Source organism: Ferrovibrio sp. (assembly GCF_017994015.1).
GTDB lineage: Bacteria > Pseudomonadota > Alphaproteobacteria > Ferrovibrionales > Ferrovibrionaceae > Ferrovibrio.
On record NZ_JAGOLP010000007.1, the window covers coordinates 60,564 to 77,926 of the forward strand.

The 17,363-nt window shown below is 62.9% G+C and carries 18 protein-coding genes; 8 read left to right on the plus strand and 10 right to left on the minus strand.

Translation table 11 applies throughout. The features are described from left to right. Positions 1-171: 171 nt before the first annotated feature. From KBB36_RS06340 to KBB36_RS06355, 4 genes are read left to right on the plus strand one after another with little or no spacing between them, the layout of a single operon-like run. Positions 172-813, plus strand: a complete 642-nt coding sequence (locus KBB36_RS06340) for a hypothetical protein (RefSeq protein WP_290978123.1) — start codon at positions 172-174, stop codon at positions 811-813. A gap of 12 nt (positions 814-825) precedes the next feature. Next, positions 826-1,569, plus strand: a complete 744-nt coding sequence (locus tag KBB36_RS06345; RefSeq protein ID WP_290978124.1) for a 3'-5' exonuclease — start codon at positions 826-828, stop codon at positions 1,567-1,569. A 4-nt stretch (positions 1,570-1,573) separates the two neighbouring features. Further along, positions 1,574-3,004: a DUF294 nucleotidyltransferase-like domain-containing protein gene (locus KBB36_RS06350; RefSeq protein ID WP_290978125.1), complete on the plus strand. Its 1,431-nt coding sequence runs from the start codon at positions 1,574-1,576 to the stop codon at positions 3,002-3,004. A gap of 60 nt (positions 3,005-3,064) precedes the next feature. Beyond that, positions 3,065-3,277: a hypothetical protein gene (locus KBB36_RS06355; RefSeq protein WP_290978126.1), complete on the plus strand. Its 213-nt coding sequence runs from the start codon at positions 3,065-3,067 to the stop codon at positions 3,275-3,277. Positions 3,278-3,284: 7 nt separating this feature from the next. Here the strand turns inward: KBB36_RS06355 and KBB36_RS06360 are convergent, their stop codons facing one another. Genes KBB36_RS06360 through pimA form a run of 5 tightly spaced genes read right to left on the minus strand, consistent with a single transcriptional unit; the run spans position 3,285 to position 8,923 of the window. Further along, positions 3,285-4,106: an IclR family transcriptional regulator gene (locus KBB36_RS06360; protein WP_290978127.1), complete on the minus strand. Its 822-nt coding sequence runs from the start codon at positions 4,104-4,106 to the stop codon at positions 3,285-3,287. A 4-nt stretch (positions 4,107-4,110) separates the two neighbouring features. Next, a complete protein-coding gene (locus KBB36_RS06365; protein WP_290978128.1) occupies positions 4,111-4,875 on the minus strand; it encodes an SDR family NAD(P)-dependent oxidoreductase in 765 nt (254 codons plus the stop codon). After that, complete coding sequence (locus KBB36_RS06370) at positions 4,872-6,026, minus strand: acyl-CoA dehydrogenase family protein (protein WP_290978129.1); 1,155 nt, start codon at positions 6,024-6,026, stop codon at positions 4,872-4,874. The genes KBB36_RS06365 and KBB36_RS06370 overlap by 4 nt, the downstream gene beginning before the upstream one ends. A 3-nt stretch (positions 6,027-6,029) precedes the next feature. Next, positions 6,030-7,229: a pimeloyl-CoA dehydrogenase large subunit gene (gene pimC, locus KBB36_RS06375; RefSeq protein ID WP_290978130.1), complete on the minus strand. Its 1,200-nt coding sequence runs from the start codon at positions 7,227-7,229 to the stop codon at positions 6,030-6,032. Between the two features lie 11 nt (positions 7,230-7,240). Further along, complete coding sequence (pimA, locus tag KBB36_RS06380; RefSeq protein ID WP_290978131.1) at positions 7,241-8,923, minus strand: dicarboxylate--CoA ligase PimA; 1,683 nt, start codon at positions 8,921-8,923, stop codon at positions 7,241-7,243. Between the two features lie 136 nt (positions 8,924-9,059). Here pimA and KBB36_RS06385 point away from each other — a divergent pair, with 136 nt between their 5' ends. Together KBB36_RS06385 and KBB36_RS06390 are read left to right on the plus strand one after the other, a co-directional pair. Further along, positions 9,060-9,833: an SDR family NAD(P)-dependent oxidoreductase gene (locus KBB36_RS06385; RefSeq protein WP_290978132.1), complete on the plus strand. Its 774-nt coding sequence runs from the start codon at positions 9,060-9,062 to the stop codon at positions 9,831-9,833. Positions 9,834-9,851: 18 nt separating this feature from the next. After that, on the plus strand, positions 9,852-11,054 hold the full coding sequence (locus tag KBB36_RS06390; protein WP_290978133.1) for an acetyl-CoA C-acyltransferase: 1,203 nt from the start codon (positions 9,852-9,854) through the stop codon (positions 11,052-11,054). A gap of 271 nt (positions 11,055-11,325) precedes the next feature. Here the strand turns inward: KBB36_RS06390 and KBB36_RS06395 are convergent, their stop codons facing one another. Continuing rightward, positions 11,326-11,550, minus strand: a complete 225-nt coding sequence (locus KBB36_RS06395) for a hypothetical protein (protein WP_290978134.1) — start codon at positions 11,548-11,550, stop codon at positions 11,326-11,328. Positions 11,551-11,605: 55 nt separating this feature from the next. Beyond that, positions 11,606-12,481 carry a MaoC/PaaZ C-terminal domain-containing protein gene (locus KBB36_RS06400; RefSeq protein ID WP_290978135.1) on the minus strand — a complete coding sequence of 292 codons (876 nt, stop codon included), beginning with the start codon at positions 12,479-12,481 and terminating at the stop codon, positions 11,606-11,608. Positions 12,482-12,599: 118 nt separating this feature from the next. Here KBB36_RS06400 and KBB36_RS06405 point away from each other — a divergent pair, with 118 nt between their 5' ends. Beyond that, positions 12,600-14,063 (plus strand): OB-fold domain-containing protein, encoded by a 1,464-nt coding sequence (locus tag KBB36_RS06405; protein WP_290978136.1) that lies wholly within the window; start codon positions 12,600-12,602, stop codon positions 14,061-14,063. Positions 14,064-14,065: 2 nt separating this feature from the next. Next, entirely contained in the window at positions 14,066-15,268 is a 1,203-nt protein-coding gene (locus KBB36_RS06410) for an acetyl-CoA acetyltransferase (protein ID WP_290978137.1), read from the plus strand. On the opposite strand, the gene KBB36_RS06415 is transcribed toward KBB36_RS06410, so the two are convergent. The 3 genes from KBB36_RS06415 to moaB are packed head-to-tail and all read right to left on the minus strand — an operon-like array spanning position 15,259 to position 17,323. Continuing rightward, positions 15,259-15,615 (minus strand): MmcQ/YjbR family DNA-binding protein, encoded by a 357-nt coding sequence (locus tag KBB36_RS06415; RefSeq protein ID WP_290978138.1) that lies wholly within the window; start codon positions 15,613-15,615, stop codon positions 15,259-15,261. The genes KBB36_RS06410 and KBB36_RS06415 overlap by 10 nt on opposite strands. Next, positions 15,615-16,724, minus strand: a complete 1,110-nt coding sequence (locus KBB36_RS06420; protein WP_290978139.1) for a PA0069 family radical SAM protein — start codon at positions 16,722-16,724, stop codon at positions 15,615-15,617. The genes KBB36_RS06415 and KBB36_RS06420 overlap by 1 nt, the downstream gene beginning before the upstream one ends. Positions 16,725-16,756: 32 nt before the next feature. Further along, a complete protein-coding gene (gene moaB, locus KBB36_RS06425; RefSeq protein WP_290978140.1) occupies positions 16,757-17,323 on the minus strand; it encodes a molybdenum cofactor biosynthesis protein B in 567 nt (188 codons plus the stop codon). Between the last annotated feature and the right edge of the window lie 40 nt (positions 17,324-17,363).

The window sequence follows — 17,363 nt, forward strand, 5'->3', positions numbered from 1 at the left end:
ACTATAGCGAGGGTGTAAATTTTCGTTCATTAGACCATAGTCGAAATTCGTTGCCGTGCCGGTTTTGCCTTTGGCTGTAAATCTTTAGTAAATTGTCAGAGCGTCATGCAAAAATGCGGTGCAGCCGGCCGAGCCGGGCGCTAAATAGGGTGGATATAAATGGGAGGCAGCATGGAAATGGCATTGTCCGAGCGCGGCTTGTTGCAGCGCGGCATGGATTTCTTTTTTCCTCCCAAGGTGAGCGACCTGCCCGGCCTGCGCCAGTTTGTGGCCGGCGAAGCCGCCTATCTGGCGCAGAAATCGGTGATCGGCTATTGCCGGGTGAAAACCCTGCTTGCCTTCGAGAAACTGATGAAGGAAACAATCTTCCGCGAATTGCTGGAGATTTGCCGCTGGGAAGCCTATTCGCTCACTCTGGCAGACACGCTGATCGTGGCTGAGGGCTGCTTGCGCCCCGGTGATGCCGGCCAGCGCGCCGCCGTGGCCGAAGGCCTGCGGCTGCTTTATGCCGACATCCTCAATGAAGCCGTGCCGGCGCATCGACCGCAGGGCTGGGCTGATCGCATCGCCGAATTCGACCAGCGTTTTGCGCTTAGCAGCCAGGCAGCGCCGCAGCCGCCCGAACAGGTTATCCGCGCCACGGCCAGCACCATCCATGAACTGGCGCCAATTCATACCAAGCTAAAGCGCAATGATCTGGAAGTGATTGCCGGCGATCTTGGCTTCAACATGGTGGCTTTGCGCACCAGCATGGGCAAACGCTTCCAGTTGGCAGACCTGGCCGCTGCCCTGGCTGCCCGCCGCAGCAACTGAGCCTGGCGCGGCATGGCCCGCACGCTGCCCCTGCCCCGCCGCATGATCGCCGCCTGGCGCCGGCTTGGCATGGGTCGGCGGCGGCGCCTGGCGGAAAGCGAACCCGGCCTGCCCGCCACCCTGGCGCTGCATGACCTGCCGCTGGCGGTGCTGGATACCGAGACCACCGGACTCAATCCGCTGAAGGATCGCATCGTCAGCATCGGCGGCCTGCATTGGCGCCAGGATGCCGCCGAAGCCTTGCAGCTTGACCTGCGGGTGCATCCCGGCCGCCCGATCCCGGCCAGCGCCACGCGCATACACGGCATCGACAATGCCGCCGTGGCCGCCGCACCGCCCTTTGCCCTGATCGGCGGTATGGTGATCCGCTTCTGGCAGCATCGTGTATTGCTGGGCCACAATATCGGCTTTGACCTGGCCTTGCTCCGAGCCGAGGCCGAGCGGGCCAGGCTGCCATTTCGCCGCCCGCCAGCCGCACTGGATATCGGCCTGCTTTATGCCGCACTATTTCCGCGTGAACAGAGCTATACGCTGGAAGGCATCGCCGCACGGCTGGATGTGCATATCCAGCACCGCCATGAAGCCCTGGGCGATTGCGAAACCGCAGCGGCCTTGTGGTGTGCCTTGCGGCCACATCTTGCCGCCCAGGGCGTCGGCACCTTGGGGGCGGCGCGTGAATTGATGTGCCGGCCGCGCGATCTGGTGTTCAACCAGCGCCAGGCCGGCTGGGCGCTAGATCTGCTGCTGCCGGAATAGCGCCATGTCAGACAGCCCGCACCTGCTTGATCCCGGCCCCTATCGCAAACGCATCGGCAGTTTGATGCGCCGCCCGGCCACCAGCCTTGATCTTAGCTGCAGCCTGGCTGATGCGGCGCAATTGATGGCCGCACAGAATATCGGCGCCCTGCTGGTGAGCGAGTATGAACGCCCGGTCGGCATCCTGACCGAACGTGACCTGACCCGGGCACTGGCCCGGCTTGGCGCGGCTGCTGCCGACCTGCCGGTGGGCCAGGCGATGACACGCGGCATCATCAGCCTGCCGGAAGATGCCTTGCTGTTCCGCGCCATCGGCCGTATGCGGCGGCTCAATCTGCGCTATCTGGCAGTCACCGACGGGCGCGGCGATTATGTCGGCATGGTTTCGGCACGCGCCTTGCTGCGCCAGCGCGCCGCCGAGGCGCAGAGTGTCAGCGACGGCATAGAGGGCGCCAGCGATGCTGCCAGCCTGGGCGCGGTGCGCGCCGCCCTGCCCGATCTATGCCGCGCCCTGCTGGAAGAAAAACTCAGCCCCAGCGAAATCGCCGCCGTGATCAGCGGCATCTATGCCGATATCACCACCCGCGCCGCCAGTCTGGTGGAAGCGCAATTGCAGGCCGAGAACGATCCCGCCCCGGCGCCCTGGTGTTTGCTGATGCTGGGCTCGGGCGGGCGCGGTGAAAGCCTGCTGGTGCCGGATCAGGACAATGCCATCATCCAGGCTGGCAGCAGCGAGGATGACGGCTGGTATGCCCGCGCCGGCAAGCGTATTTCCGACTTGCTGGATACCGCCGGCATTCCCTATTGCAAGGGCGGCGTGATGGCGATGAACACGGCCTGGCGCGGTGCCCAGGGGCAGTGGCGCGCCCGCGTGGTGGAATGGGTGCGGCGGCATTCTGCGGAAGCCCTGCTCAACGTGGATATCTTCTTTGACTTGCAGCCGATTCATGGCGAACGCCGGCTGGGCGAGCAATTACGCAGTGAAGCCCTGGCTGCCGCCCGCGCTTCGCCGCTTTTCCTGCGCCTGCTGGCCGAACAGGCGGCACAGATTCATCCCGCCATCGGCCTGTTTGGCCGCCTGGTGGAAAAGGAAGGCTTGGTTGATCTCAAGCTGGGCGGCCTGCTGCCGCTGGTCAGCGCCGCCCGCTGCATGGCGCTAAAGCTCGGCCTGCCCGCCACCGCCACCCAGGCGCGGCTGCGCGGCGCCGCCGAGTTGGGCCATATCAGCACCGAAGATCTGGAAGGCCTGCTCAAGGCGCATGAACTGATCCTCGGCCTGCTGCTGCGCCAGCAACTGGCCGATCTTGCCGCTGGCCGCAAGCCTGGCAGCCGCTTGCCGGTGGCTGCCATCAGCAAGGCCGACCGCGCCAGGCTGAAAGCGGCGCTGCGGCATCTGGAAATGCTGCCCGACATGGTGCGCAACGTGCTGACTTAGATCAAGGCGCACTGATAGCTGAAGCGGCAGAATGGCGCGCAGCAAAAGAAGGATGCAGCGATGAGCGCCTATCAACTGGTCAACAAGCATGTCGAAGCCGCCTTGGCCGAAGCCCAGGCCGCCGGCATGGCGCCGGAAACCATCGCCAGCAATCTGCTGGCCGAAGCCGTGCGTATCCTCAAACAGCATCGACCGCTCGACAATGTGCGTTCGGAATTGCAATTCGCCATCGAAAATCTGGAAGACCGCGATTACGAATTCATGCGGCCGTGATGGAGCGTCAGCCGCCGAGCATGCCACGCAGCCTGGCGCCGATGGCGGCCAGGCGCGGGCCAATATCCTCCAGCAGTTTTTTGCGCGGCAGCAGATAGGCCGGGCCGCCGCAATTGAGCGCGAAACTGAGCGCGCCGCCGCCGCCATCCACCGGCACGCCGACGGCATTCACATCTGGCTGCCATTCGCCCATCGACATGGTGAAGCCGTATTCCGCCAGATCGCGCCGCGCCTGATTGATGCCCAGTTCAACACTGGGCCAGCTTTGCGGCTCGCGCGCGGCGATATCCTGCAACAGCGGCGCGCGTTCGGCCGGCGCCAACGCGGCAATATAGGCGCGCCCCATCGCCGAGGTGCCGATGCGGATGCGGGCGCCGATATCCATGGTGAGATGAACCACGCCGCTGGAACGGCAGACTTCGACATACACCATCGACAGCCCATCGCGCTGACCCAGAGCCACGGTGACACCGGCATAATCGGCCAGTTCCTGCATCAGCGGGCGCGCCATGTCGCGGATGCCGGTGGCGCCCAGATAGGAAAAGCCTAGACCCAGCACGCCGGCACCCAGCCGGTATTTGCCGGCTTCGGGCAGATAGACCAGATAGCCCAGGCGGCTCAATGTGTAGGTCAGCCGCGATACCGTGGCCTTGGGCAGCCCGGTGCGCTGCGCCAGATCCAGATTGCCAAGCTGGGCATCGTTGCGGCGGAAGGCGCGCAGCACATCCAGGCCACGCGCCAGCGCCGTCACCATATTGGGATCGTTGTCGGCCCCGGCAGCCTCGCCATGCCCGGCAATCGGCAGCAGGGCGGCTTCGCGTTTGCGCATGCGCTCAGCCGATGGTGACGCCGCCATCAGCCACGATCACCTGGCCGGTGATGAAGCTGGCGGCAGGCGAGGCCAGAAAGGCAACGATGCCGCCGATTTCCTCCGGCTCGCCGATGCGGCGCAGCGGCGTGGTGCTGGTGCGCTGTTTCAGATTGGCTTCATCTTCCCACAAGGCACGAGCAAAATCGGTTTTCACCAAGCCCGGCGCCACGCAGTTGACGCGGATATTCTGCGCCCCCCATTCCACTGCCAGATTCCGCGCCAGGGCAAAATCCGCTGCCTTGGAAATGCCATAGCCGCCGATCACCGGCGTGCCGCGAATGCCGGCGATGGATGATACGATCACCATGGCGCCGCCGCCGCGCTTCGCCATGCCGGGCAGCACCAGATTAGCCAGCCAGATGCTGCTTTTCACATTGGCATGCATGATCTTGTCAAAGGCTTCATCGCCCAGATTGCCGAGCGGGCCGTAAACCGGGTTGATCGCCGCGTTGCAGACCAGGATATCCACCTGGCCCCAGGCGCGTTCGGTTTCGGCAATCAACGCCTCCACTTCCGGCTTGCGCGAGATATTGCACGGCAGCACCAAAGCCTCGCCGCCCTTGGCGCGGATTTCCTCTGCCACAACCTCGCAGGGCTCGGCCTTGCGCGCCGAGATCACCACCTTGGCGCCAACCGCCGCCAGGGCATGCGCCGCAGCGCGACCGATGCCCTTGCTGGAGCCAGTGATCACCGCCACCTTGCCGCTGAGATCAAATGGATGGCTCATGCCGCATCCTCCTGGCGCTGCAACAGGCCGCCGGCAGCGGCCAGCATGCCGATATGATGATCGGCATCGCCAAACAGCGTGTCGATCATGGTCAGGCGCTTGAAGTAATGCCCGGCGGCATATTCCATGGTCAGGCCGATGCCGCCATGCAACTGCACCGCCTGCTGGCCAACAAAGCGCCCGGAACGGCCGATCTGGATCTTGGCTGCCTGCATGTTGCGGTGGCGCTCATCGGCATCAGCTTCCTGCACCATCATGCAGGCCAGCATCGCCATCGAGCGCGCCTGTTCCAGCGCCACAAACATTTCCGCGCCACGATGCTGCAACACCTGGAAATTACCAATCGCTGTGCCGAATTGCTGGCGCGTCTTGAGATAATCGATGGTCAGGTCATGCAGCTTCGCCATCGCGCCCACCGCTTCGGCGGCCAGGGCGGCAATGGCTTCATCCACCACCTGCTCGATCAGCTCAATCCCGCCCAGCAATTGCCGCTCGGCGCCGATACGCACATTATTCAGTTCCACCTCGGCGGCCCGTTGGCCATCCTGGGTCGGATAGCCGCGCCGGCTCAGGCCCGGTGCATCGGCATCCACGATGAACAGGCCGATGCCATCGCGGTCGCGCTCAGCGCCCGCAAGCCGCGCTGAAATAATCAGCTTGTCGGCACTGTCGCCATGCAGCACCACGCCCTTGGCGCCGTTCAATACAAAGCCGCCAGCTTCCGCCCGCGCCGTAGTGGCCACGGAAGCCAGATCATAACGCGCATGGCGTTCGGTATGGGCGAAGGCCAGCAAAAGCTCGCCGCCAATCAGGCCGGGCAGGATGGCTTCGCGCTGCGCCGCGCTGCCGCCATGGCGCAGCAGCCCGCCACCCAGCACGATGGAAGCCAGGTAAGGCTCCAGCACCAGACTGCTGCCAAAGGCTTCCATCAGGATCATGGTTTCCACCGGGCCGCCGCCAAAGCCGCCATCGGCTTCGGCAAAGGGCAGGCCGAGGAAACCCAATTCGGCGAATTGCCGCCACATCTCGCGGCTGAAACCACCTTCATTGCGGGCATAGGCCTTGCGCTGCTCAAAGCCATATTCGCCAGCCATCAGGCGGTCGACGGAATCCTTGAGCATGCGCTGTTCGTCGTTGAGATCAAAATCCATGATTCACAGCCCCAGAATTGCTTTGGCGATGATGTTTTTCTGAATCTCGTTCGAACCGCCGTAGATCGAGACCTTGCGATAATTGAAGTAACCCGGTGCCACCGGCCCGGCCAGTTCCGGCCCGATGGGTGGCAGGTTGCGGCCTTCAAGTGCGCCCTCTTCAAACGGCAGCGCATAAGGCCCAACCGCTTCGAGTAGCAATTCAGTGGCAACCTGCTGCAATTCCGAGCCCTTGATTTTGAGGATTGAGGAAGCCGGATCGGGCTTGCCCTTGGCGCGCTTGGCCTCGTTGGCGACAACGCGCAACTGCGTGATCTCCAGCGCCTTCAGCTCCACTTCCAGCTGGGTCAGCTTTTCCATGAAGCGACGATTTTCGATCAGCGGCCGGCCGGCATCGCGCTCCTCGGCGGCAAGCTGGCGGATGCGGCGGATACGCTCCTTGGTCATGCCGATCCGGGCAATTCCGGTGCGTTCATTGCCCAGCAGGAATTTGGCGTAATCCCAGCCGCGCCCCTCCTGGCCCACCAGATTCTCGGCCGGCACGCGCACATCGTCGAAGAACACTTCATTCACTTCGCTGCCGCCATCGATCAACTGGATCGGCCGAACCGTGATGCCCGGGGTTTTCATGTCGATCAGCAGGAAGGAAATGCCAACCTGCTTCTTCACCGTGGCATCGGTGCGGCAAAGGCAGAAAATCCAGTCAGCATGCTGGCCCAAGGTGGTCCAGGTCTTCTGGCCGTTGACGATATAAAAATCGCCCTCACGCCGCGCCGTGGTTTTCAGCGAAGCCAGGTCGGAACCGGCACCCGGCTCGGAAAAGCCCTGGCACCACCAGTCATCCAGATTGGCGATGCGTGGCAGGAAGCGCTTTTTCTGCGCCTCATTGCCGAATTCGATTATCACCGGCCCAACCATGCTGACACCGAAGGGCAGCATCTGCGGCGCCGGCGCCTGCTGCAATTCGTCGCCGAAGATATATTGCTGCACCGGGCTCCAGCCGGTGCCACCCCATTCCTTGGGCCAATGCGGCACCGCCCAGCCCTTCTGATTGAGGATACGGGTCCAGGTGACCATATCCTCTTTGGATGGGCTGCGGCCTTCCGACAATTTGCGCTGGATACTGTCAGGCAGAGCCTGCTTGAAAAAGGCACGCACTTCATCGCGGAAGGCGATTTCCTCAGGGGTGAAACGCAAATCCATTCTGTCTCTCCTTACCCTTGTGTCTTGGCGCGTTCTTCGTCGCGCAATTCTTTTTTCGATAGTTTGCCCACCGGGGTGCGCGGCAGCGCGTCGCGGAATTCCAGCGCCGCCGGCATTTCATGGCGCCCGATCTTGTCAGCCAGAAACTGCTTCAGCTCATCCAGCGAAAATTCGGCCTGGCCCGGGCGCAAGGTGATGAAGGCCTTGGCGGCCTCGCCGCGATACCCATCCGGCACACCAATCACCAGCACTTCCGCCACTGCGGGATGTTCGTAAATCGCCTGCTCGATCAATTGCGGATAGACGTTGAAGCCACCCGAAATGATCATGTCCTTCTTGCGATCCACCAGATAGAAATAGCCATCGGCATCCATGTGCCCGATATCGCCGGTGAGGAAATAGCCATCGACGAAAGAGGCCGCGGTTTCCTCCGGCCGGTTCCAGTAGCCGGGCGTGACATTCGGCCCCTTGATGCGCAATTCACCGCTCTGATTCGGCCCCAGGCGGCGGCGTGGATCGTCGAGCGCCACCACATCCATTTCAATGCCGGGCAAAGGCAGCCCCACCGAGCCGGGCTTATGCGGGCCATGCTTGAGATGCGCGGTGCCAGCCGGCGAGGTTTCGGTCATGCCCCAGCCGCCGCCCAAACGCTGGCCGGTGAGTTTCTCGAACCGCGCCGCCACTTCCACCGGCAAAGGCGCACCGCCCGAGCCGCAATGTTCCAGCGAGGAAAAATCGCGCGTCTCGATGCCGGGGAAATTAGCCAGGGCAATCCACATTGTCGGCACGCCGGGAAACGCCGTGGCGCGTTTCACCTCGATATCATGCAAGGTGGTTTCCACATCGAAGCGCGGCCGCAGCAGGATTTCACCGCCGGCCGAGAGCTGGCGCAGCAGGATCGTGGTCAGCGCATAGATGTGAAACAGCGGCAGCACGCCGATGACACGCTGGCGCTGCGACACCTGCTCGCCCTGGCCGTTATACCATTCATCATAAATCGCCAGCGCCGCCGTGAGATTGGCATGGGTGAGCATGGCGCCCTTGGCCCGCCCGGTGGTGCCGCCGGTATATTGCAGCAAGGCCACAGCTTCCGGCTTCACCTCCGGCCAGGCAACGGGCAATGGTGCTTCGGCAACGAAAGCATCAAAACCGACCAGGCCGGGTTGTTGCGGCAGCGACATCAATGCTGCCGCCGGCAGACCCCAGGCGGCTTCGCTGGCCACCACCAGGCGTTCCACCGCGCCGGCGGCTTGCAGCTTCAGCGCCATGCCCAGCAGGCCCGGATAATCCACTGTCAGCAGCAGGCTGGCGCCGCTATCGCTCAGCTTATGCGCCAGTTCACGCTCGGCATCCAGCGGGCTGAGATGCGTCACCCGCACGCCCGCCAGGGCCGCGCCCAGAAAGGCAATCGGATGATAGGGCGTGTTGGGCAAATAGAGCGCAATCGTGCTGCCCGGCCCCAGCCCGGCACGCAGCAAAGCAGCGGCAAAGCCCTCGGCGCGGCGGCCGAATGCGGCAAAGTCGATACTATGGTCGCGATATTCCAGGAAGGGCCGGCTGGCATAATCACGCACCGCCTGACGCAGCACATCACCGAGAGAGCGGCTTGGAATCGGCAAGTCCCAGCGCATGCCGGGCGGATAGGATTTCTCCCAGATGAAGGGCCGCGTTGCCGCGCCCGTTTCTGTTGCCATGGACCAGTCCTCCCAGCATATCGGCGGATTTTTCTGCGTTATATTCCGCATGATGGAATATTGTTCCGATATTTACTGGAAAACCTAAGCACAGCCTGTATGCTTGTCAATGAAAAGACTTGAGGGGGAAGCCCGGATGGGACGTTTAAGCGGCAAAGCCGCGATCATTACTGGCGCCGGCAGCGGCATCGGCCGCGCGGCTGCCCGCCTGTTTGCCGCCGAGGGCGCAAGGCTGCTGTTGGTGGATCGCAGCGCCGAGGCGGTGCAGGCGGTGGCGGATGAAGTTGGCGCCGCAGCCTTCCCCGCCGATGCCGGCGACGAGGCCGATGTACAGGCTTTCATCGCACACGCCGAAGCCAACTTCGGCCGGCTCGACATCATCTTTGCCAATGCCGGCATCAGCGGCGGCCTGGTGCCGCTGTTTGAGCAGACGGTGGCGCAATGGCAGGAGATCCTGCGCATCAACCTGATCGGCCCGTTCCTGGCGATCCGCCATGGCGCCCCGATCATGCAGCGCCAGGGCAAGGGCAGCATCGTCTGCACCGCTTCAGTGGCCGGCCTGCGCGCCAACGCTGCCGGCTCGCCCTATTCCGCCAGCAAGGCCGGCGTGATCAGCCTGGTGCAGACCGCAGCCAATGCGCTGACCGGCAGCGGCGTGCGGATCAATGCCGTTTGCCCCGGCCTGATTGAAACCGGCATGACCCAGCCGCTGTTTGATGCCGCCCGAGCGCGCGGCGCTGAAAGCCGTATCGGCCAGCTTAATCCCACCGAGCGCGCCGGCCAGCCCGAGGAAATTGCCGCAGCCGCGCTATTCCTGGCCAGCGACGAGGCCAGCTATGTGAATGGCCAGGCGCTGGCAGTGGATGGCGGCCTGTCCAGTACGCTACCTTTCAAGACGCAACGTAGATAAACGAAGGAACACAGTCTCATGCGTGAAGCCGTTATCGTTTCCACCGCCCGCACGCCGATTGGCAAAGCCTATCGCGGCGCCTTCAACAACACCCAGGCCCAGGCCCTCGGCGGCCATGCCATCGCCGCTGCCGTGGCCCGCGCCGGCATCGATCCGGCGGAAGTGGATGATGTGGTGATCGGCGCCGCCATGCAGCAGGGTTCCACGGCGATGAACGTGGCGCGCCAGGCGGCGATGAGCGCCGGCCTGCCGGTGACGGTGGCCGGCATGAGCCTGGATCGGCAATGCGCTTCCGGCCTGATGGCGATTGCCACCGCCGCCAAGCAGATCATTGTGGATGGCCACACTGTTACCGTGGGCGGCGGCCTGGAATCGATCTCGCTGGTGCAGAATGAGCATGCCAACCGTTTCCGCACCCGCGATCCGGCCCTGGTGGAGCGCCTGCCGCAGCTTTACATGACCATGCTGGAAACCGCCGAGATCGTGGCCGAGCGTTATGGCGTGAGCCGCGAGGCGCAGGACGAATATTCGCTGCAATCGCAGCAGCGCACCGCCCAGGCCCAGGCCGAAGGCCGCTTCAAGGCGGAAATCGCACCGATCACCGCCACCATGCTGGTAGCCGACAAGGCCACCGGCGCCACTTCCGAGCGCAGCATCACGCTGGAGCAGGATGAAGGCAACCGGCCGCAGACCACGCTGGCTGATCTGACCAAACTCCAGCCGGTGTTCAAGGATGGCCAGCGCATCGCCGTGGGCAAGTTCATCACCGCCGGCAATGCCTCGCAGCTTTCCGATGGCGCCTCGGCTGCCGTGCTGATGGAAGCCAAGGAAGCCGAGAAGCGCGGCCTCACACCGCTGGGCGCCTATCGCGGCATGGCGGTGGCCGGCTGCGATCCGGATGAGATGGGCATCGGCCCGGTTTTCGCTGTGCCCAAGCTGCTCAAGCAGCATGGCCTGAGCGTGGACGATATCGGCATCTGGGAATTGAACGAGGCTTTCGCCTGCCAGGTGCTGTACAGCCGCGACCGGCTCGGCATCCCGAATGACCGCCTCAATGTCAGCGGTGGCGCGATCTCGATCGGCCATCCCTATGGCATGTCAGGCGCCCGCATGACCGGCCATGTGCTGATCGAAGGCAAACGCCGTGGCGCCAAATACGGCGTGGTCACCATGTGCATCGGTGGCGGCATGGGCGCCGCCGGCCTGTTCGAGATTTTCTGAGTCGAACCGGGCTGATTGCTGAATAATTTGAGGGCAGCCCCAAGCATTGGGCTGCCTTCTCCTTTTCGTCATGCGCGGGCTTGACCCGGGCATCCCATTTTCCCAGGAATTCAAACATATTTTGCAAAAAAAACGGGATGCCCGCTTTCGCGGGCATGACGACTTTCTGGGGGACGCTAGCAGCGCCGTCGGATTAAACCGGACAGCCGTGGTTCGTAGCAGCTTCTTATTTCCCTTAATACACAAAGGGTTTCAGCACAAAACTCTGCAATCAGTTGCCGCAACGAAAAATATAATCTCCATCATTGCTGTTCTTGCTCAAAAGCGTGGCATTGCCGCCCCTCGCTGCGCAGTAATTGTTGGCAGCTTCAAAGGCATCTTTGTCTGGGGAAAGTGACAGTCCAGTGTTGATCACGACTGATTTTTCATTGCCTATCATTGTGGGGGAACAGGCTGAAACCATCAAAGAAAACACCAGAATAGCAACGTGTTTCATTGTTTCCTCGTTGTGAGATTATTTCCGATCAACAAAACCAAGGCAGCCCAATCACTCAGTCTGACACAATCTCCGCGCGGCCATTATTCAGCACCACGGCGTCGCGTTCGACAACACGGGCGCGGAAGCTGATACCATCGCCCTCTCGCCAGATTTCCGTGCTGATCGTCTCGCCGGGAAAAACCGGCGCGCTGAAGCGGCCCTGCACAGCGCGCAGCCGCGCCGGATCGTTGTTACAGCACAGCCGCAGCAAGGCCCGCACCGCCACGCCGAAACTGCACAGGCCATGCAGGATCGGGCGGGCAAAACCGGCCGCCGCCGCCACGCGCGGGTCGGCATGCAATGGATTATCATCACCCGACAGGCGATAGATCAGCGCCGCTTGCGGCAAGGTCGGCAAAGCCAGGGTGGCATCCGGCGCACGCTCGGGCAATTTATGTGGCTCGGGTAATGGCTGGCCCAGCAAGGTTGCCGGGCCGCCAAAGCCGCCTTCGCCGCGAATGAATGTTGTGGCGCTGAGCGTGCAGAGCAGATCGCCGCTGGCCTTGTCGATCACATCGCGTTCGGAAAACAGCAGCGCACCCTTGCCCGGGCCCTTATCAACAATTTCCACCACGCGGCTTTTGCCGATCACTGTGCCGCTGGCCGGCAACGGCTTGTGGATCACCAGCCCCTGTTCGCCGTGCAGCACTTTGCGCCAATCCACGCCGGTATTGGGGTCTTTCAGCCAGAAGCCGGGATAACCCAGCACCACCGCCATGCTGGGCAAAGCCTGCAGGCCATCCTCATAGACATAACGCAGATCATCCATATCCATCGGATCGCTGCCGCAGCCAAGACCCAGCGCATAGAGGATCGTGTCCTTGCTGGTGTAGCGATGCTCCAGATCGGGAAACTGCCAATGCTTCAGTTTGTGATAATCGATTGCCATGGCGCCGCTCCCGTTTTTGCTTTTGCCAAATCTGGCGCATGGCTGCCGTGGGGTCAATTCGCGCATCGGCTTGACTAAGCCAAACCCCGCTGCCAGCATTGCAAAAATGGAGGAAATAATGGCAGGCGATTTGCGTTACGGCATTCTCAGTTTTGGTGCCTATATTCCGCGCCTGCGCCTGGCGCGCAAAGCCATCGCCGAGGCCAATGCCTGGTTCAATCCGGCGTTGAAAGCGCAGGGCAAGGGCGAACGCGCCATCTGCAATTGGGATGAAGACCCGATCACCATGGCGGTGGAAGCAGGCCGCGATGCGCTGCTGGGCCATGCTGCCGGCAAGCTGCGCGGCCTGCGTTTTGCCTCCACCAGTTTTCCGTTCCTGGATCGCTTGAATGCCGGACTGGTGGGCGAGGCCCTGTCACTGCCCGAGGAAATCGGCGCCCAGGATGTGGCCGGCAGCCAGCGCGCCGCCACCACCGCGCTGCTGCAAGCCTTGCAGAGCCAGGACAACATCCTGCTGCTGGCGGCAGACAAGCGCGAAGCCAAGGCGGCCAGCCCGCTGGAGATGGCGGCCGGCGATGGTGCAGCCGCCCTGCTGCTGGGCCATGGCGCGCCGCTGGCAACATTGCTTGCCAGTGCCACACGCAGCGCCGATTTTGTTGATCATTACCGCACTGCTGATTCAGAGGGTGATTACGGCTGGGAGGAACGCTGGATCCGTGATGCCGGCTATGCCCAGATTGTGCCGCCGGTGATAACCCGCTGCCTGGAACGCGCCGGCAAACCGGCCAGCGCGGTAACGCATTTCTGCATGCCGGCCACGTTGCCACGCCTGGGCAATGCCATGGCCAAGGCGGCCGGCATCAGCGAGACTGCCTTGCGCGACAATCTGCATAGCGTGTGCGGCGAAACCGGCGTGGCGCATCCATTGCTGCTGCTGGCGGCGGCGCTGGAAGATGCACGGCCCGGCGACTTGGTTCTGGTGGTGGGCTTTGGCCAGGGCGCCGATGCGCTGCTGTTTGAAGTGACCCCCGAAATTGCGCAAACCACACCGCGGCTGGGGGTTAAAGGCCATCTGGCGCGGCGCCGGGCTGAAACCAACTATGCAAAATTCCTCGCCTTCAACGACGTCATTGCGCTGGAGCGCGGCATGCGCGCCGAGGCCGACAAGCAGACCGCGCTGTCCTCGCTGTGGCGCAACCGCGCGGCGCTGACCAGCTTCATGGGCGGGCAATGCGGCAAATGCGGCACGCGGCAATTTCCGCTCAGCCGGGTCTGCGTCAATCCCAATTGCGGCGCCATCGATAGCCAGGAACCGCATGCTTTCGCCGACAAGATCGGCCGGATCAATTCCTACACCGCCGACCGCCTGACCTATTCGCCCGATCCGCCGGCCTGCTATGGCATGATCCAGTTTGACGAAGGCGGACGATGGATGATGGATTTCACCGATATCGATGCCGAGGCGCTGAGCGTCGGCCAGCCGATGCGGATGATGTTCCGCATCAAGGATATCGACCAGCAGCGCGGCTTCCGCCGTTATTTCTGGAAGGCGGCACCGGCCGCCAGCACCGAAGGGAATTGAACATGCCAAAAGGTATCCGCGACAAGGTGGCCATCCTGGGCATGGGCTGCTCAAAATTCGGCGAGCGCTGGGACATGGAAGCGCAGGACCTGATGGTGGAGGCTTATGCCGAAGCCCTGGCCGATGCCGGCATCGAGACCAAACAGCTTGATGCTGCCTGGCTCGGCACCGCCATCGAGGAACAGCATGTCGGCAAATCCGCCGTGCCGCTGGCGGTGGGGTTGCGGCTGCCTTTCATTCCGGTGACGCGGGTGGAGAATTTCTGCGCCTCCGGCACCGAGGCATTTCGCGGCGCGGTTTATGCCGTGGCTTCGGGTGCAGCGGATATCGCACTGGCGCTGGGCGTGGAGAAGCTGAAGGATACCGGCTATGGCGGCCTGCCGCAGCGCGGGCGCGGCACGCTCAACAACCAGACCTGGCCCAATCTTTCCGCACCCGGCAGCTTCGCCCAGCTTGCCACCGCCTATCGCGCCAAGCATGGCTCTACGCCTGAGGATTTGAAGCGCGCCATGGCGCATATCTCGGTCAAGAGCCACGATAACGGCGCGCGTAATCCGAAAGCGCATTTGCGCAACCGGATCACCATCGACACCGTGCTGAATGCGCCGATCATCGCCGAGCCGCTTGGGCTTTATGATTGCTGCGGCGTGTCGGATGGCGCCGCCTGCGCCATTGTCACCACGCCGGAAATTGCCCGGTCGCTTGGCAAGCGCGACCTGATCACGGTCAAGGCGATCCAGCTCTCCGTTTCAAACGGCCTGGAGGCACAGCATAATTCCTGGGATGGCAGCTATTTTGCCACCACACGCATCGCCGCCAAGCGGGCCTATCAGGAAGCCGGCATCGAACGCCCGCGCGATGAAATCAGCCTGATCGAAGTGCATGATTGTTTCTCGCTCACCGAACTGGTGACGATGGAAGACCTGCACATATCCGCCGAAGGCCGCGCCATCCATGATGTGCTGGATGGCTTCTATGATGCCGATGGCGCCATTCCGTGCCAGATCGATGGTGGGCTGAAATGTTTCGGCCATCCCATCGGCGCCTCCGGCCTGCGCATGATCTACGAGATGTATCTGCAAATGCAGGGCCGCGCCGGCGAACGCCAGCGCGCAACACCGCCGCGCCTCGGCCTGACCCACAATCTGGGCGGCTTCCCGCACCAGAATGTCTGCTCGGTCTCGATCATCGGGCGTTATGATTGATCGAGTTTAGCCACCAGCTTTTTCGGCGCCACCAGGCGATAGCTGCGCCGCACCAGTTCGGCCACTTCGCGCCAATCCGGCTTGCGGTCGATCCACATGCCGACCCAGCCTTTAGGGCCGAAATAGGGCGGCACGAAGAAACGCGCCGCATCGGCGCCAATCAGGATTTGCTGGCTGCCCGGCTGTGCCTTGCACCAGAAGGCCGGGCGTCCGGCCTGGGCCACCTCGATGGCGAAGATTTTGGCGCGCACACGATAGGTCGGCCGCTCCCAGGTTTCCTGCTCAATGGCTTCCGGCAGGGCCAGGCAGAGAGTGCGCAATTGTTCGGCGGGTGATTGGGCGGGCATCAGAACAAACTCCCCTGGCGGCCGTCGCGGCTTGGTGGCTTGAACAGATCGGTGCGTAGCCGCAGGCGCTTCTCATTGAAACCAAGTTTCCGGCTGGCCAGCCCAAAACGCTGGGCGATCAGATCGGCATAAGGCCCCTCGCCGCGCATGCGATTGCCGAATTCCGGCACATAATCGCGGCCGCCGCGTGCTTGCTGGATCAGCTTCATCACCCGGGCGGCGCGGTCGGGATAATGTTCGGCCAGCCATTCGCGCCAGATTTCCTTTAATTCCAGCGGCAGGCGCAGCAGCACATAGCCGGCCTCGCGCGCACCGGCGGCATAGGCGGCCTCCAGGATGCGCTCGATCTCCATGTCGTTGACCATCGGGATAATCGGCGCCACCATCACGCCCACCGGCACGCCGGCCTCGGCCAGTTGCTGGATCGCTTCCAGCCGCTTCGGCGGGGTTGAGGCACGCGGCTCCATGCGGCGCGCCAATTGCCGGTCCAGCGTGGTGACGGAGAGGAAAATCTTCACCAGCCCATCGCGCGCCATGGCGCTGAACAGATCGATATCGCGCGTGACCAAGAAATTCTTGGTGACAATGCCGAGTGGATGGCAGGTATCGCGCAACACTTCCACCACACTGCGGGTGATGCGCTCCTCGCGCTCCACCGGCTGATACGGATCCGTGTTGGTGCCCATATTCATCACTGCCGGCTGATAGCCGCGCGCCGCCAGTTCCTTTTGCAGCAACGCCGCCGCATCGCGCTTCACCATGATCTGGGTTTCAAAATCCAGCCCCGGCGAGAAGCCGAGATAGGCATGGCTGGGCCGGGCGAAACAGTAGACGCAGCCATGCTCGCAGCCGCGATAGGGATTGATCGAGCGATCAAACGGAATATCCGGCGACTTGTTCCAGGCGATGATGCTGCGCGAGGTATCGGCATGCAGCACGGTCTTGAGCGGCTCAGGCTCATCCCACACGCCCCAGCCATCATCCTCGCGCTGGCGCCGCAGCGTATCGTAGCGGCTGGCCACATCGCTGAGCGCACCGCGCCCGCGCCGCGCATCCGGGCGGGCCTGGTCGGCTTCAGTGCTGATGGCGCGGGGGATGATCTTTTTCACCGGACACTTCCGTTCCGGCTACAGGCCGGAAATTAGCTTGGTTTGCGCCGCTCATGTTCTCGCAAACGCGGGAACAATTCAACAAAATTGCATGGCTTGTGGCGATAATCGAGCTGATCCTTGAGAATTAAATCCCAGGCATCGCGGCAAGCCCCCGGCGAACCCGGCAAAGCAAACAGATAGGTGCCGCGCGTCACCCCCGCCGTGGCACGCGACTGGATGGTGGACGTGCCGATCTTCTGGAAACTGAGCATGCGGAATAGTTCGCCGAAACCCGGGATTGCCTTCTCATAGATTGCCTCAAAAGCCTCCGGCGTCACATCGCGGCCGGTAACCCCGGTACCGCCGGTGGATAGCACCACATCGATGGCGGGATCGTCGATCCAGGCCACAAGCTGGGCCTGGATATCGGCAATCTCATCTTTCACCAGGGCGCGGGCCGCCAGTTCATGGCCAGCCTCGGTCAGCCGGTCCACCAGGGTCTGGCCGGACTTGTCCTCTGCCGCCGAGCGGGTGTCGGATACCGTGAGCACGGCGATGCGGCAGGGGATAAAACGGCGCTCGCCACTGGCGGAATTGGGAGTCGTTGTCTGGTTCATGCTTCGCCCGTCGCGCTTGAAATATGGTTACAGAGCCAGC